The organism is Herbaspirillum camelliae, from assembly GCF_001929405.1.
Taxonomy (GTDB): Bacteria; Pseudomonadota; Gammaproteobacteria; order Burkholderiales; family Burkholderiaceae_D; genus Herbaspirillum; species Herbaspirillum seropedicae.
The window spans coordinates 3,615,157-3,628,624 of sequence record NZ_KV880769.1 but is presented as its reverse complement, the minus strand read 5'-3'; the positions used below and the strand labels follow the sequence as shown (position 1 = coordinate 3,628,624).

Sequence of the window (13,468 nt, the reverse complement as noted above, 5' to 3'; positions counted from 1 at the left end):
CATAAGAAAAACGTCGTCGCCTAACGACGTGGCAGCTTGAAATTAATCGTCTGCATGGCAACGCCTTCGATGGGAACCGCTCCCCGCTTGGCAGGAATAAAATGCCATCGGCGAACAGTTTCCAAGGCTGCATCATCGAGCGCTTCATCTCCACTGGAGTGAACAATCTGGACAGTCCCTGCCCTGCCATCAGGCAATACTTGTATGCGCAGCGAAACCTGTCCCTCACTCCGATTCCGCAATGACGACGAGGGATAGGCCGGTGCCGGATTGCCCAGGCTGGCCAGGCCCGAGATCGCCGGTGTGAACTGGGGAGCATCAGGTTGACCGGTTGCAGGAGCAAGCGGTGGTGTCGGCAGGGGCGGCGCCGGCGCAGGGGCGGCGATAGACGTTGTCGGCAACGGATTTTCCGACGGATGATCGATAGCAGGATTGGTCTGTGGCTTGGCTGGTGCAACCGTTGTCTTCTTTGGCTGCACCTTGGGCTCCGACCTGGATGGGATATCGGATTTTTCCTTACGGACCGGCGTTTGCGGCGCTGCTGGCACCTGGCTCCGTGATGGCGCGCCGGAAGCTGGTGCGGCCTCCATCTCGATCACCATCTCTACACCACGTACTGCATGCGCAGGCGCGCCGGGTGTTGACCAGGAAATGAATGTGATGCAGAAAAAATGCAGTGCAATGGAAACCGCGACAGCGCCACACACTAGCCACCATGACAGCCCCGTCGCTTGCTTGTCTAGCCCGCCCCATGGGCGCTCATTGAATTCAACGCTACTCATGAATCGGACTCCATGTGGACTGAAGATGCGCAGGGCTGATCGGTGGATGCCAACAACCATTTACCTCCCGCCTGCAAGGTCAGGACGAGTTTGTGATATTTCATGATCCCCATTCGATGTCCTACGCTGACAAACCGTGACTGGCTTTTTTCCAGCAATTGGTAAAGGTGCGCTTCGGTTTCGCCATCAACGGCACTGGTAGCTTCATCGAGCAGCACAAGACTAGGGCGTGCAATCAGCACTCTTGCGAACGCCAGGCGCTGCTGCTCACCAAGCGACAGGATCTGGGCCCAATCCCGGTTGACATCCAATCCGCCGTGCAGCACCGGCAGGTGCGCCAACCGCACGGCATCAAGTGCTGCCAGCAACTGCACTTCTGCGGCACTCCCGCCATGCGGATAAAGCAATTGCATGCGTAACGTACCCAAGGTCACATAGGGTTGTTGTGGCAAAAAAAGGCACTCCTGCGGGGGTGGCATCACGATACGCCCGGCACCACGTGTCCAGAGCCCCGCCATGGCGCGTAGCAATGAGCTTTTACCGACGCCGGTCTGGCCAATGATGATCAGGTTCTCGCCGCAGCCAAGGTACAGGTTCAAATGTTGTACAAGTGTCTGCTCTCCACCCGGCGTGGCAAGGCAGAGATCGTGGATGGACACCGTGTCATGCTGATGCTGCAATTGCAGCTGGTTGGTCGCCCACTGGGCTTGCTGCCCTCGTACCGCATCTGCGCGCTCTAGAACCTGAACAATGCGCACAACATGAGGGGCCACGCCGGAAAAAGGCGCAAGTACGCCAAGCACGGCACGTGCCGAAGACGCGACCGTCAACGATACGGCGATTCCTTGAGTCAGCGTCCCAAAATCAATCTCACCACTGAACAGTCTGGGCGCAAGCAGCAAATAGGGAAGCGCCACCCATACGATCCCGAACATGATGAGAGACATGTCTGTGACCAGCCGTTGAAAAAGCGTCGCGATCAAGTGCCGGCGCACCCACGCAGACACTTTGATGCCGATTTGAGCCTGCTCGATCGGCTCCCCTTCATAAAACGCTATGGCCTCGGCATTCATGCGAACATGTGCCAGACTGTAGCGAAAATCACCGTCTGCCATTGCTGCGGAATATCGCAACCTCACCAGTGGCAAGTAACCGACATAAGTGAGAATGGCCTGGATAACGCTGAGACCGACGACCACAATGGCCAGCCTGGTATCAATCGAACCCAAGACGGCACCCGCAGCAATGAATGCTCCGACAGATCCCAATACGATGGTGGGCAAGCTAAAAAACAACACGACGACCGTCGATAAACTTTCCTGAAGACGTTGATCAGGATTATCCAGTCCGCCGTGCTGGGCGATTTCATAATAGACCCGGTCAGCCAGGTAACGGCCTACCAGTCGTTCGGTAAGCCAGATCCGCCAAGCCTTGCTGACCCAGGAACTGACAATGTTCGCCAGGCCTGGCAGCACCATCCCTGCAGTGAAAATGACGACATATAATATAAAGGCCTGCTGAAATACCGGCCATTGGTGTTCGACCAAGGCATTGGTCGCATCTTTCATAACAAACGAGCCACGTAATGCAAGAGCAGTACCCAAGGCGGTCTGAGCCAGCATCGCAATCAGGCCGATCCAGTACGGCCATGCAGTACGACGGCACCAGAAAGGTACGAAGCAACGCGCCAAGCGACGCAGCAACAGCATATCCAGGCGCAAATCGGCCTTGCTGGCCGACGAGCCTATGACGGGATCGACTTTGTCGGACTGCGTTTTCATACGAGCACCACGCTGTCATGCGATGTTGATCCGAGCGTCCAGGTCCCATCGGAGGAAAGTGTCAGCATGTGCGTATGAAACGCAGCAAGGGCCAGGCGATGCGCGACGCTGACATAACTCACGCCGCTGGTGGCCAAGAGAGCATACAGATGTGCCTCAGTTTCGGCGTCGACGGCACTGGTCGCCTCATCAAGGAACACGATTTTTGGATCCAGAACCAAAATGCGCGCGAATGCGATGCGTTGCTGCTCGCCAGGGGATAATATATTCGACCAATCCTTTACCGCCGACAGACCACCATGAAGTCCTGGGAGATGCGACAAACGCACGGCTTGAAGTGCCTTCAGCAATACCTCATCAGTTACCGTAACACTTTGTGGATAACATAGTTGCGTACGCAGATCTGCGACAGTGAAGTAAGGACGTTGAGGAAGAAACAGCGTGACATCGGCAGACGGCATGACGATCTGCCCTTGCCCCCGTTTCCATAGCCCCCCCATCACCCGCAATAACGAACTCTTACCGACACCTGTTGGTCCGGCAATGAGCAGCGTAATCCCGTCTCCCACAGTGGCATTAAGATGCTTGACAAGCTGCTGCATGCCATTCGGTGTCTGCACGGACACGTCATCGAGTATGACGCATCGACCGCCACGTATCATACGGATATGTCCGGCGTTATTGTTTTCAGCATCCTTTTCCATCGCATCCAATCGTTCCTGCAGCGGACTAAGCCGTGACACCTGCATGGCCAGCCGGCCAACTCCCGACACGATCATCGCCACCAGTCTGATTACGTCGTGCATGATCACTGTCATTGACATTGCCTGTGCCAGGCTGCCATAGCTTAATTCGCCTGCCGCCACGCGGGGGGCAAGCAACACATAGGGCAATACCATCCAGGCAATCGCCAGTATGGTTTCGACACTGATATCAAGTGCTGCAACATAACGGTCAAAGCGAAACTGCTGATCAGCGGCAGAACGTGTACTGCTCATGATGTTCTGCTGCTCAACAGCTTCGCCGCGATAGAAGGCAATCGCCTCGGCATGGTCGCGAACATGCACCAGATCGTGGCGCAAATTGCCCTCCGCTATCTGGGTGCCGACCTGACGCCGGATCAAGGGTGATGCTGTCAAGTAGGCCGCACCTATCTGAAACAACGCCAGCGCAGGAACGACGAAGGCAAAATTAATATCCAGCGAAATGAATACAGCAAAAACGGCAACCAGGCGTGATGTCAGGCTGACCGTCGAACCGACGATTTGCAGCGTGGTTTCGATGAAGGGTTGTACATTCTCAGCAATTCTTTGATCTGGGTTATCGAGATCGCCACACAGTGCAATATCATAGTAGACGCGCTTGGAGAGGTATTTGCCGACAATGTCGTTAGCCATCCAGCGGCTCCAATTGGCCTGTATCAAGGCACTCAGAACGATACGCGCTTGCGGCAAGAGATTTTGTGATGCATAGGCCAGCGTGTAAATCAGCAGTCCCGACTGGAATGCCGACCAGTCGCGGGCAAGCAGTGCGTCCGTCATCTGCTTGAGAAGCACGGAGACATGCACAATCAAAAACGACATGGCAACACCATAACTGGCTACCAGAAGCAGGCCCAGCCAAGCTGGCCAAGCCTGCCATCGTCGCCAATACGGCACCCACAGCCTGACAATGCGCACGAGTAGGCGCCAATCAAGCCTTGCGTCCGGACCGGAGAAGGTCGAGGGCGATTCGTGCGTCATATGACTTGTAATGCAAATCCCACCATTAGAAGGTTTGCCACACCTTCCGACATATCGCTCGAATTCGACAAGATGACGTGCGAAAAATAAGAAAAATGGCGCTGCTTGACTGTGACCAGACAAGGGGGACGATGCTCGGTATCAGTCGAACGCATACTTCGCCTGCAACAAGAAATTGCGTCCCTCGCCGATACCAATGTAGGAAGAGCTATAGCTTGGCAAGTAATAATACTTGTTGAGAATATTATTGAACTTCGCCTGGAATGACCATCGGCCCATATCGTAGCCAAGCATTGCATCGACGACCACATTTCCGGCGACATTGAACAGCGTATTTTGGTCGGAGATTGAATTGACCTTGCTACTCGAATTGCCGTGGGCACCCAGCCCGGCCGTGACGTTCGACAATGCTCCGCGCTGGAAACGATAGCTGGCCCATACACTGGCAGTGTATTTTGGAACACCAGCCAGCGGCTGTGTGTACAAGGGATCCTGAAATTCGGCTGTAGTACGTGAGAAAGAGGCGATCAGATTGAGACCGGTAACAATTTCGCCTTGCGCATCCAGCTCAAATCCTTTACTGACCTGGCCGGGAACCAGGGAAACGAAGTCACAACCGAGGACCGGGTCGCACACTGACACATTGGTGGCCTGCAAGTTGAAATAGGAAGCGTTCAATGTCATCCTCTTATCAAACAGAAAGAACCGGGTACCAAATTCATATTGCGAACGATGCTCGGGCGTTGCTACCGCCCCAGTAGAAGCAACGATAGAATTGATTGGCAAGAAGCCTACGGACCGATTGGCATACAACGTCATGATTGAGGAAACATCATAGGCACCGCCAGCAATCCATGACATGCCTTTCGGCTGGAAGACAGTTGCACTTGTTTGTCCACTCAATACGTTCTCATAACGATTGCGGTCATAACGGGCTTGTGCAAACAAATGCAGGCGGTTATTCACCATGTCCAGCTTTTCCAATACGTAATAACCCACGCCGGTCCCCTTCCGGTGATAGCGGGACTCCTGGGAGCTCGAACCTTGCTCGAATAAAGGTTGCTGGGGCAGACCAGTGAGGGGGTTGACATTGACAAAGCTGCCCGTTGCGCTGCGCTCGGCCGTTCTCATGGAGGCATAGTCGAGCCCGAACTTGGTCGTGCTACTCACGAAACCTGCGGTATATTTCAACGTGATATCAGCCTGGTTCGTAAGCTGCTTGTAATCACGCAAGTAGTAGTTTTGCCTGGCGCGATAGATGCCCGCAGGTACGCCTCTGCTCGTAGTAGTGAGCCATGAATACGTATTATTGTCATCGGACTCATCCTGATACTGGATGCGGTCGTGAACACTGATCCCCACACCGCCGATCTCGCCAAAATCATGCGACAACTCTGAATAGACGACCGATGTCTTGCTACGATAATGGAGTTGAGGATTAAGCTGCAAAGTACCGCGTGGGATTTCAATGATCGGATTTTTAGGATCGTATCCCGTTCTAGGGATAAAAGTGTATTGATTGGGAGTCCGTTTCTGAGAAAAATAACGTACCCCGGCTAATATGGAAGTCCGGCCATCGTCCCACTTCACTGCAGGCGAGACCAGATATTCTTCGGGATTATCAAACCCGGCATAGTTTCGATTTGCGCCGCTTCCCGATATATTGAAACGGTATGTCAGATGATCGACCCCGGTGACCGGCCCTCCCAGGTCTAGCGCCAGGCCCTTATAGTCATTCGTCCCGTAACGCATGGTCAGCTTGCGAATCACCTTGGTGGTGGGTTGTTTGAGAACGATGTTGACAGCACCGCCACTTGCACTACTGCCCGTCAAGATAGAAGTAGGTCCTTTGAGGACATCAACTCGCTCAACGTCATCAATGGGAATTTGGCCGCTACCTCGGCTCCCATCAAAGCCGGAGACACCTGCACCGTCACTGTAGACCGCCGAAGACTGAAATCCACGAATCGTAAAAGTAGGAGCGTTCGCCTCACTTGAACCAAGAGTGACACCTGCCACGTTCTGTAGCGCATCGATGGCATTCGTCAAGGCTTGGGAATCGATCACATCCGCCGTCACCGTATTAACCGTCATCGGCAATTCCTTAGCCGCAGTACCAGCTAGCCGCATCGTATTACTTGAACCGACCGCCTGAAATCCGACGTCACCGAAGCGCGAGTCGTCCACGACGCCCACCACATCAACGGCATCCAGATTAACCGGCGCAGCCAGTTTCTGCGTACTCGGCACACTACTACCAAGTGGTGCCGCAGCAGGTGTCACAGCGGCACCACCTAGCACAACGGTGACACTGTCGTTCGACGAGACCATGAGCTGAAGACCACTGCCAGCCAGCACCCGTTCGAGCGCTTCACGCACACTGAGTCGCCCTTTGATTTCAATAGAGCGCCGCCCACTGACAAGTTCAGGCGCGAAAGAAATAGCAACATGACCCTGTTGCGAAATTGCGATCAAAACTCCTGCCAGATCACCAGATGGCATACTCACATCAATCGCATCATTCAGGCCGGCAAAAGCCGATTCCATGTAGATGACACAGCCAGCGACCACTGACATTTTCAGAAAAGTGACAACCCTTAATTTTTTAGACATTTTCACTCCCTCATTTTTAAGATTCTCATCTCCTTTGTGAAACCAGAATGAAAAAGACCCACAGGTTTTTGCAAAAAAAAAGTCACATTGACTTTTTCAACCGACTACTCTCAGAGACCGATTTTTCGGTCAGCGGCGGGGATACATATATTTCCATCGCACTCCATGGGTAAAGCTCCGGCATTTGCAGAAATCCGGCTCAATAATTCCTCGACCCGCTGTACCGGCGCTTCACCGAGCTTTGCTGACAATTCTTGAACAGCTATCATCCTTACTCTTGCTTCAGCTATGTTTCCTAGCGTCAGCAAGGCCTCAGAAATTGCGCATGAAATCCGCATCTGCACTTTCATGTCAGTGTTAGCTTCAGTACTGAGCACGGACTCAAGCTTTAACAGCGCAAGCAGTGCCAGATCCGCTGACTCGCGCGCCAGGCCATCCCGTTCAGGCAACACCGTCTTCTCAAGCAATCTTTCTGCGACATACAACAACGCAGGGAATGACTCTGGATAAATCTCATTCACCAGCCGGTGGGCATAGTTCATCGCGGCATCTCCTGTTTGAGCGAGCAGCAATTTAAAATATGCCAGACCATACGATGCCTCCAGTACCGGATAAGCCCCGAACGCTTCATGATAAACAGCAATTGCGTCAGCACGACGATCCTCGGCCAGCAGCCTGGAGACTGTCGCCTCCATGCGCCGTGCTTCTCGCACCCTGCTGTCAGTGAGCCACCGACGATGCGCCTCCGCCTCTTGCTCAAGATCCCAATCACCGTTCACTATGGCCGATAAGGCATGATCGATTTCCTGTGGGTGCCCCATCCAGGCAATACGTCCATCGCGATCCACGATAAAAGCGCTGGGAACACCTTGCTGGTATGCCGCCTCACACCAGACCAAGCGACTACGGCTATAACGCTCCCCAGGATTTCCCGCTCGATCCAGCGCAATGCGATAAGAGATTGCGTCACCCTGCTCGCGCACAAAGACTTCGACAATATCTGCATCTTTCCAGCCGACTGCGATGCCAAGGATGCACACTTCGGGATAATGTTGCTGCAAAGAACTCAAATGAGGAATGCTGGCCTTGCAGGGAGCACACCATGTCGCCCAGAATTCGATGACGTACACCGAACCGCGCTCGAAACGCTGAATGGGCTTACCCTTCAAAAAACATTCGATCTCAAGCGCGGGCGCCGGATCTCCCACAAGCAACTCATTGATTTGCATAAGAATGTCCAATATTTGTTAAGTCGCAGCCAGTCCGGCGAGAGCTTCTGCTCCGCGTCTTTTTGCGAATGAAGCTTGAATGTATCCGTATGAAATAAGATCTACCGGTACAGAATTTCCTTACTACTTAAGCTTTGTCGAACGAAACTGAAAAAATCCCACGATTGGGAAATATAAATGAGCACAGCGCATCTTTAACGTGTAGGCGCAGGAGTACAGCGCTACTCAAGAGGAGCAAGATGGGGTCTACCCGGAAAGGACGTTGGTTATGGTCGGGCGATGAGAGGAGCGCCGGATCGTATTCAATGCCGACAATACGTCGGAAATAATGAAAAAAAACCTACCTCACTGGCTGGCACCAGTGGAAGCCTAGACCTTCCCCGTCAAACGAGGAATCTCTTAAGAGCGCGGCTTCAACTCCCAGGCCTGTGCAAGCCTGGGATCAGAATATATCGTAGCCCAATGGCATTGATCACCTATCAGATGCCGAGGTGCACCCAGAATCCACTTGCTTGCTTCATGCTAAGCCCAACAGAACGTGCCATCATATGCAGTGAACCAATGGGATCGTACAAATTGAACAGGCCGGAAGCATGTCGCTGCCCAGCCATCGGACTTACGCGGATGATCCCGGCAAAATAAGGTCGTATTTGCTCGACAATCCGATCGATGGATTCATTGTGAACAATGGCCCAACCGGTCGTCCAGGAAACCGCAGCGCTGGCATCGACTATGCTGGCAGTGAGGCCATTCTGATCGAACAGGAAACGACTGCCAGGGCTCACGCCTATCGAGCCAACACCTCGTCCGGCAAGAGATCCATATCCCTTCACACCGACGATAACAAGCCCGTCAGGACGACGATCCAGCATGAATGTACCCGTGGCCGCGCTCAGCACCAAGTCGTCGACCTTGGCGGCAAAAGGCCTGGAATCGTTCGCATCCACCTCGACCATCATCAAGCCCTGCAATAAATCTACCCGACGTTGTGTGGGCTGCAACATGACGTTGATCGCCGACCTGGGTGCCAACGTGACACGAGTGCCGTCAAATAGCGCGAAACGGCTTTGCTCGGCAGTTTTAGTGTAATGGTCGCTCAACATCTGGTCGAGTGGCAGAAACCGCTGCACGACAGCTGCGCCGCCAGCTGCTGCCACTAACACACCTAATCCACCTCGCATCAAGGTACGCCGTCGACGCGAAGGAATATCAGACACCTGGCTTACCGCCTTGGCACCGATTCCGGTACGAGACACGATGCCAAAAGGCTGCAAACCAGAAGATATGCGCTGCCACGCAAGCATATTGGATTGATCGGCCTTGAGCCATGCCTCGAATTCGAGGCGCTGAATTTCCGTCATCTCGTTCGATGTCATCAACACCATCCATGACACCGCAGCACGACCTGCCGCATCGCCTTTCATTCGCATGCTGCCCTTGCCTGAATCAACCGACATCAAGACTCTTTCTTGCCAGATAAACCGCAGTGAAACCCTGCGTCATATATTTGCTCACCGCCCCCATCGAAACGCCGAGTGAAGCCGCAATTTCCTTGTTTGAAATACCATCAAGCTGACTCATCAGAAAGGCTTGTCGCGCACGCGAAGATAGACTCGACAGAGCCTCATCTATAGTAGTCAATGCCTCAATGAACATACATCGCTCTTCCGGGGAAATATGTACCGTCTCAGGTAAAGACATCAGTGCCTGTTCGTAAGCCAGTTCCAATTTCTTACGGCGGCGGGCATCGAATAACAAACGCTTTGCTATCGTCACCATCATTGCACGTGGCTCACGCACTTGTGCGACATTCGGGTGCGAAAGTAGCGACATAAATACGTCCGCCACAAGATCGTCAGGTGTATGAATGGTCCAAGATTGCTTGCGAAACCATAAATTTAGCCATCGGGAATGTTCTTTGAAAAGAACATCTATCAATGGTCCGTTGGCACTGGCTAAGGAATCTGGCATAGGCTTAATTCTCCTTATTTTCCTGCGAATAAACTACCCCTATACCTGAGGCAGATATATGCACGAAGAGCAAATTTTGTGCCAGATTTTTTAGGCGCTAGCTGCTTACCTTCGGTAAGTTTTGCACTTGAGCGGAAGGCACCAAGTTGTCAACAGCGCAAACACCGTGTTTTAGTTCAAGTACTGGCTTAGCAATGAATGCGTACAGACGCTCAAAACTGGCGCAATTTTTGTCCATAATAATGCAATTGTTGTATTTGGCGATACGTGACCTTACCTGCCCCTACCCCAATAAACAGTAGCATTTAAAAGTAGAATTTCCGACTTGATTTTTCATAATATGAAATTGGCGTCATGTCGTGAAGAAGAGCAAATTTACTGAGCAGCAGGTCGCGTTTGCACTGAAGCAGAAAGAGCTCGGCCCGGGGCGACATCGTTCCGGTGCGCGAACGGGTGGCGGCATCCTTTCAGCCGATTCTGAAGCAAGCGGACCGCCCGACAAGGCACGACGTCCTCCAGGACGTGTAGCGCTTACCTCCACGCTGGTGAACGCGGACGCCTCGAGCGAGGAGCATGATGCCGGGCACCTGGCTGCGCGGACCGGGGCCGTCCATTCATTCATGCACGGCTGGCTTCGACACCTCATTAGCCGCTACGAGGCTCGGAAGGTAAGCGTCAGGGAGTCTGCGCCGGCGGGAACGCGACGCGATTCCCCACCAGCGTGGATGGCAGCTAGCTTGATGCAGCCGCACTGAGGCCAAGGCTTGAAGCAATTGCCATCCGGCTTTCGAAATTAGTCTGCAACCAATCGAGGAAGACACGCACAGCGGGGTTGGCTCCACGGTTGACAGGCCAGAGCGCCGTAATGTTGTTCCGCTCGACGGCGAAGTCGGCCAACACCGGGACCAGTTCGCCGCGCGCCAGATAGGGCGCGGCAAGGAATGTTGCGGTGACGCCGATCCCCCCGCCCGCCGCCATCACCGCGACCACCGCGACCACCGCATCGCTCACGTCGACCACGATGCTCGCCGTCGGCACGACCTCAATCGTCCGCTCGCCGATTTGGAACGGCCAGTGAAAGGCTTGACCGCTGCTTTGGTAGCGCAGGTTAACCATGTCGTGCCCTGCCAGTTCGTCCGGGTGCACCGGGGTCCCGCGCGCCGCGAGATAGGCTGGAGCCGCATATGCGCAAAGATGACAGGGGCCAAGACGGCGCGACTTCAGGCCTGTGTCAGCGACCTCCCCGATGCGGATCGCTACGTCGATGCCCTGGTCGATGACGTTGACGACCTGATCGCTGATGCGAAGGTCGATCGTGACCTTGGGGTGAAGTTTGCGGAAGGCCGGCAGCGCAGGCGCGATGACATGCACGCCGAGCGGCAGCGACGTGGCGATGCGCAGTGAACCCGATGGTTCGGCCCGCGAACTCTTAGCCGCCAGTTCGATTTCCTCGGCATCACGAAGCAGCTTCAGCGCGCGCTCGTGGAGGTCGCGTCCTTCCGTCGTCAGGGTCAATGTACGGGTGGTGCGGGTGAAAAGCGAGATGCCGAGATGGCGCTCCAAGCGCTGAACGCTCTTGCTGACTGCCGATGGCGAGATCGATAGCGTTCGCGCCGCTGCGGTGAAGCTGCCCAGCGAGCCGGCTCGCGCGAACGCGATCAAACCGGTCAGTCGCTCCAAAGCTATTTGTTCCTTCATGGCATGAAATTAGCGACCTAAAGCAATATTGTCAACTTTTATTCCATTTGGCAAAATCTAGGCAATATATAAGTTTTCTGGCGGAGCTACTCATGACCAACATGATGAAGGTAGTACGGCTGCATACTTTCGGCGGTCCCGAAGTACTGCGCTATGAGGATGCGCCTCGCCCCGAACCCAAGACCGGTGAGGCGTTGGTGCGCGTCCACGCGGTTGGCCTCAATCCGCCGGATTGGTATCTGCGCGATGGCTATCGCTCGCTTCCGCCCGAATGGCAGCCCAGCCCATCCTTTCCACTCATCCTCGGATCCGACGTGTCGGGCACCGTTGCGGCCTCTGCGGATGACATAACCAGATTCGACGTCGGCGACGCGGTCTACGCGATGGTGCGGTTTCCGGCCGACGTCATGAAAGGTGGCAAGGCCTATGCCGAGTACGTCACCGTGCCGGTATCCGAACTGGCACCCAAGCCTTCGGGGATTGACCATATCCATGCCGCGGCTGCGCCGATGTCGCTGCTCACCGCCTGGCAGTTCCTGATCGAACTTGGTCATGACGAACTGAATCCGTTCCAGTCGTTCCGTCATGCGCCGGTGCCGCTCGAAGGCCGAACCGTCCTCGTCAACGGCGCTGGTGGCGGTGTCGGGCACTTTGCGGTGCAACTGGCGAAGTGGCAGGGAGCGCGCGTCATCGCCGTGGCGTCGGCCAAGAACGAGGCGCTCATGCGCGAGTTCGGCGTCGACCAATTCATCGATTACCAAAAGATCAAGGTCGACGAGGTGGTCCGCGACGTTGATCTAGTCCTTGATGCGGTCGGGGGCAAGGAGACGGTCCGCTTTCTCAAGACCTTGAAGCGCGGCGGAGCATTATTCCCGGTCTTCCCAATGGGTTTTGCCGACCGGGACGAAGCCGATAGGCTCGGTATTACCGTGTCGTCGACGCAGGTGCGCTCAAACGGCGCGCAACTGCTCAAGGCCGGCCGCTTGCTCGATGACGGCACTGTCCGCGTCGTCGTCGACAGCACCTATCCGCTTGCCGACGCCGCCCGCGCGCACCAGCGTGCCGAGCACGGCAGCATCCAGGGAAAGATCGTTCTGACCGTCGCATGACGGGCGGTGGCCGAGCATCGAGGGAACTAGCATGACCAAACGCGAGGTGATCCTTCCGGCAGAGTGGCGCACCTTTGACTTCTATATCAAGGTGGTTGCGCGACCGCCGTCCCTGGAGGAGCGGTGGATGGCGGAAGTCACCAAGATACGGCAGGGAACACCGGGCTGTTTGAGATGGTGGGTCATGTGATGACCGAAGCCGCCGAGCAGGCGGGCCTCTCCCCGAATCATAACGTCTCGCTGGTCGAGCGCTGCACCGATGGTGCCGATCTTGGTGATGGCCTGGTCGAGGGTCTGCGGTTCGACATAGTTGGCGGCAAGCCGTCATACCGCGTCGGAGTGCGGCCGGACGAGCACGGCGCCATCACTGTCGAGATCACGTCCGCAGCTGCGCGCGATCTGAACCGGCTACGCGGTGATGCAGTGGTGGCCGCGCTGGAGCGATATTTGGCTTTCGGCAAGCTTCGCCAGGATGGAGATCCGTCACACCTCGGCCCATGGATCGCGGCAACGAAAGAACCGATCGTCGATCGCACCGGCTGA

The 13,468-nt window shown here is 55.0% G+C and carries 11 protein-coding genes; 3 read left to right on the top strand and 8 right to left on the bottom strand.

Annotation, left to right across the window (positions count from 1 at the left end):
• Positions 1–20: 20 nt before the first annotated feature.
• The 8 genes from BGK68_RS16160 to BGK68_RS16125 form a co-directional block, all read right to left on the bottom strand.
• Positions 21–782 carry an energy transducer TonB gene (locus tag BGK68_RS16160; RefSeq protein ID WP_143433075.1) on the bottom strand — a complete coding sequence of 254 codons (762 nt, stop codon included), beginning with the start codon at positions 780–782 and terminating at the stop codon, positions 21–23.
• Positions 779–2,563 carry an ABC transporter ATP-binding protein/permease gene (locus tag BGK68_RS16155; protein ID WP_075257932.1) on the bottom strand — a complete coding sequence of 595 codons (1,785 nt, stop codon included), beginning with the start codon at positions 2,561–2,563 and terminating at the stop codon, positions 779–781. Before BGK68_RS16155 ends, BGK68_RS16160 begins: the two co-directional genes overlap by 4 nt.
• The gene (locus BGK68_RS16150; RefSeq protein ID WP_075257931.1) at positions 2,560–4,305 is read right to left on the bottom strand and encodes an ABC transporter ATP-binding protein/permease; all 1,746 of its coding nucleotides are present in this window, start codon (positions 4,303–4,305) and stop codon (positions 2,560–2,562) included. The genes BGK68_RS16155 and BGK68_RS16150 overlap by 4 nt, the downstream gene beginning before the upstream one ends.
• A gap of 141 nt (positions 4,306–4,446) precedes the next feature.
• The gene (locus BGK68_RS16145) at positions 4,447–6,918 is read right to left on the bottom strand and encodes a TonB-dependent siderophore receptor (RefSeq protein WP_075257930.1); all 2,472 of its coding nucleotides are present in this window, start codon (positions 6,916–6,918) and stop codon (positions 4,447–4,449) included.
• Positions 6,919–7,028: 110 nt separating this feature from the next.
• A complete protein-coding gene (locus BGK68_RS16140; RefSeq protein WP_075257929.1) occupies positions 7,029–8,147 on the bottom strand; it encodes a TlpA family protein disulfide reductase in 1,119 nt (372 codons plus the stop codon).
• A gap of 479 nt (positions 8,148–8,626) precedes the next feature.
• Entirely contained in the window at positions 8,627–9,604 is a 978-nt protein-coding gene (locus BGK68_RS16135; protein WP_075257928.1) for a FecR family protein, read from the bottom strand.
• Positions 9,594–10,118, bottom strand: a complete 525-nt coding sequence (locus BGK68_RS16130; RefSeq protein WP_075257927.1) for a sigma-70 family RNA polymerase sigma factor — start codon at positions 10,116–10,118, stop codon at positions 9,594–9,596. The genes BGK68_RS16135 and BGK68_RS16130 overlap by 11 nt, the downstream gene beginning before the upstream one ends.
• 732 nt (positions 10,119–10,850) lie before the next feature.
• Positions 10,851–11,816: a LysR family transcriptional regulator gene (locus BGK68_RS16125; protein ID WP_075257926.1), complete on the bottom strand. Its 966-nt coding sequence runs from the start codon at positions 11,814–11,816 to the stop codon at positions 10,851–10,853.
• A gap of 92 nt (positions 11,817–11,908) precedes the next feature.
• Here BGK68_RS16125 and BGK68_RS16120 point away from each other — a divergent pair, with 92 nt between their 5' ends.
• The 3 genes from BGK68_RS16120 to BGK68_RS16115 are packed head-to-tail and all read left to right on the top strand — an operon-like array spanning position 11,909 to position 13,468.
• On the top strand, positions 11,909–12,925 hold the full coding sequence (locus BGK68_RS16120) for an NADP-dependent oxidoreductase (RefSeq protein WP_075257925.1): 1,017 nt from the start codon (positions 11,909–11,911) through the stop codon (positions 12,923–12,925).
• A 31-nt stretch (positions 12,926–12,956) separates the two neighbouring features.
• On the top strand, positions 12,957–13,115 hold the full coding sequence (locus BGK68_RS28035) for a hypothetical protein (protein ID WP_198937214.1): 159 nt from the start codon (positions 12,957–12,959) through the stop codon (positions 13,113–13,115).
• A complete protein-coding gene (locus BGK68_RS16115; protein WP_198937213.1) occupies positions 13,115–13,468 on the top strand; it encodes a hypothetical protein in 354 nt (117 codons plus the stop codon). Before BGK68_RS28035 ends, BGK68_RS16115 begins: the two co-directional genes overlap by 1 nt.

What these genes read in the sequence shown, in the direction of transcription:
- BGK68_RS16120 (WP_075257925.1), top strand. Translation starts at nt 11,909, where the DNA reads ATGACCAACATGATGAAGGTAGTACGGCTGCATACTTTCGGCGGTCCC.
- BGK68_RS16130 (WP_075257927.1), bottom strand. Translation starts at nt 10,118, where the DNA reads ATGCCAGATTCCTTAGCCAGTGCCAACGGACCATTGATAGATGTTCTT.
- BGK68_RS16160 (WP_143433075.1), bottom strand. Translation starts at nt 782, where the DNA reads ATGAGTAGCGTTGAATTCAATGAGCGCCCATGGGGCGGGCTAGACAAG.
- BGK68_RS16155 (WP_075257932.1), bottom strand. Translation starts at nt 2,563, where the DNA reads ATGAAAACGCAGTCCGACAAAGTCGATCCCGTCATAGGCTCGTCGGCC.
- BGK68_RS16145 (WP_075257930.1), bottom strand. Translation starts at nt 6,918, where the DNA reads ATGTCTAAAAAATTAAGGGTTGTCACTTTTCTGAAAATGTCAGTGGTC.
- BGK68_RS16140 (WP_075257929.1), bottom strand. Translation starts at nt 8,147, where the DNA reads ATGCAAATCAATGAGTTGCTTGTGGGAGATCCGGCGCCCGCGCTTGAG.
- BGK68_RS16135 (WP_075257928.1), bottom strand. Translation starts at nt 9,604, where the DNA reads ATGTCGGTTGATTCAGGCAAGGGCAGCATGCGAATGAAAGGCGATGCG.
- BGK68_RS16150 (WP_075257931.1), bottom strand. Translation starts at nt 4,305, where the DNA reads ATGACGCACGAATCGCCCTCGACCTTCTCCGGTCCGGACGCAAGGCTT.
- BGK68_RS28035 (WP_198937214.1), top strand. Translation starts at nt 12,957, where the DNA reads ATGACCAAACGCGAGGTGATCCTTCCGGCAGAGTGGCGCACCTTTGAC.
- BGK68_RS16125 (WP_075257926.1), bottom strand. Translation starts at nt 11,816, where the DNA reads ATGAAGGAACAAATAGCTTTGGAGCGACTGACCGGTTTGATCGCGTTC.
- BGK68_RS16115 (WP_198937213.1), top strand. Translation starts at nt 13,115, where the DNA reads ATGACCGAAGCCGCCGAGCAGGCGGGCCTCTCCCCGAATCATAACGTC.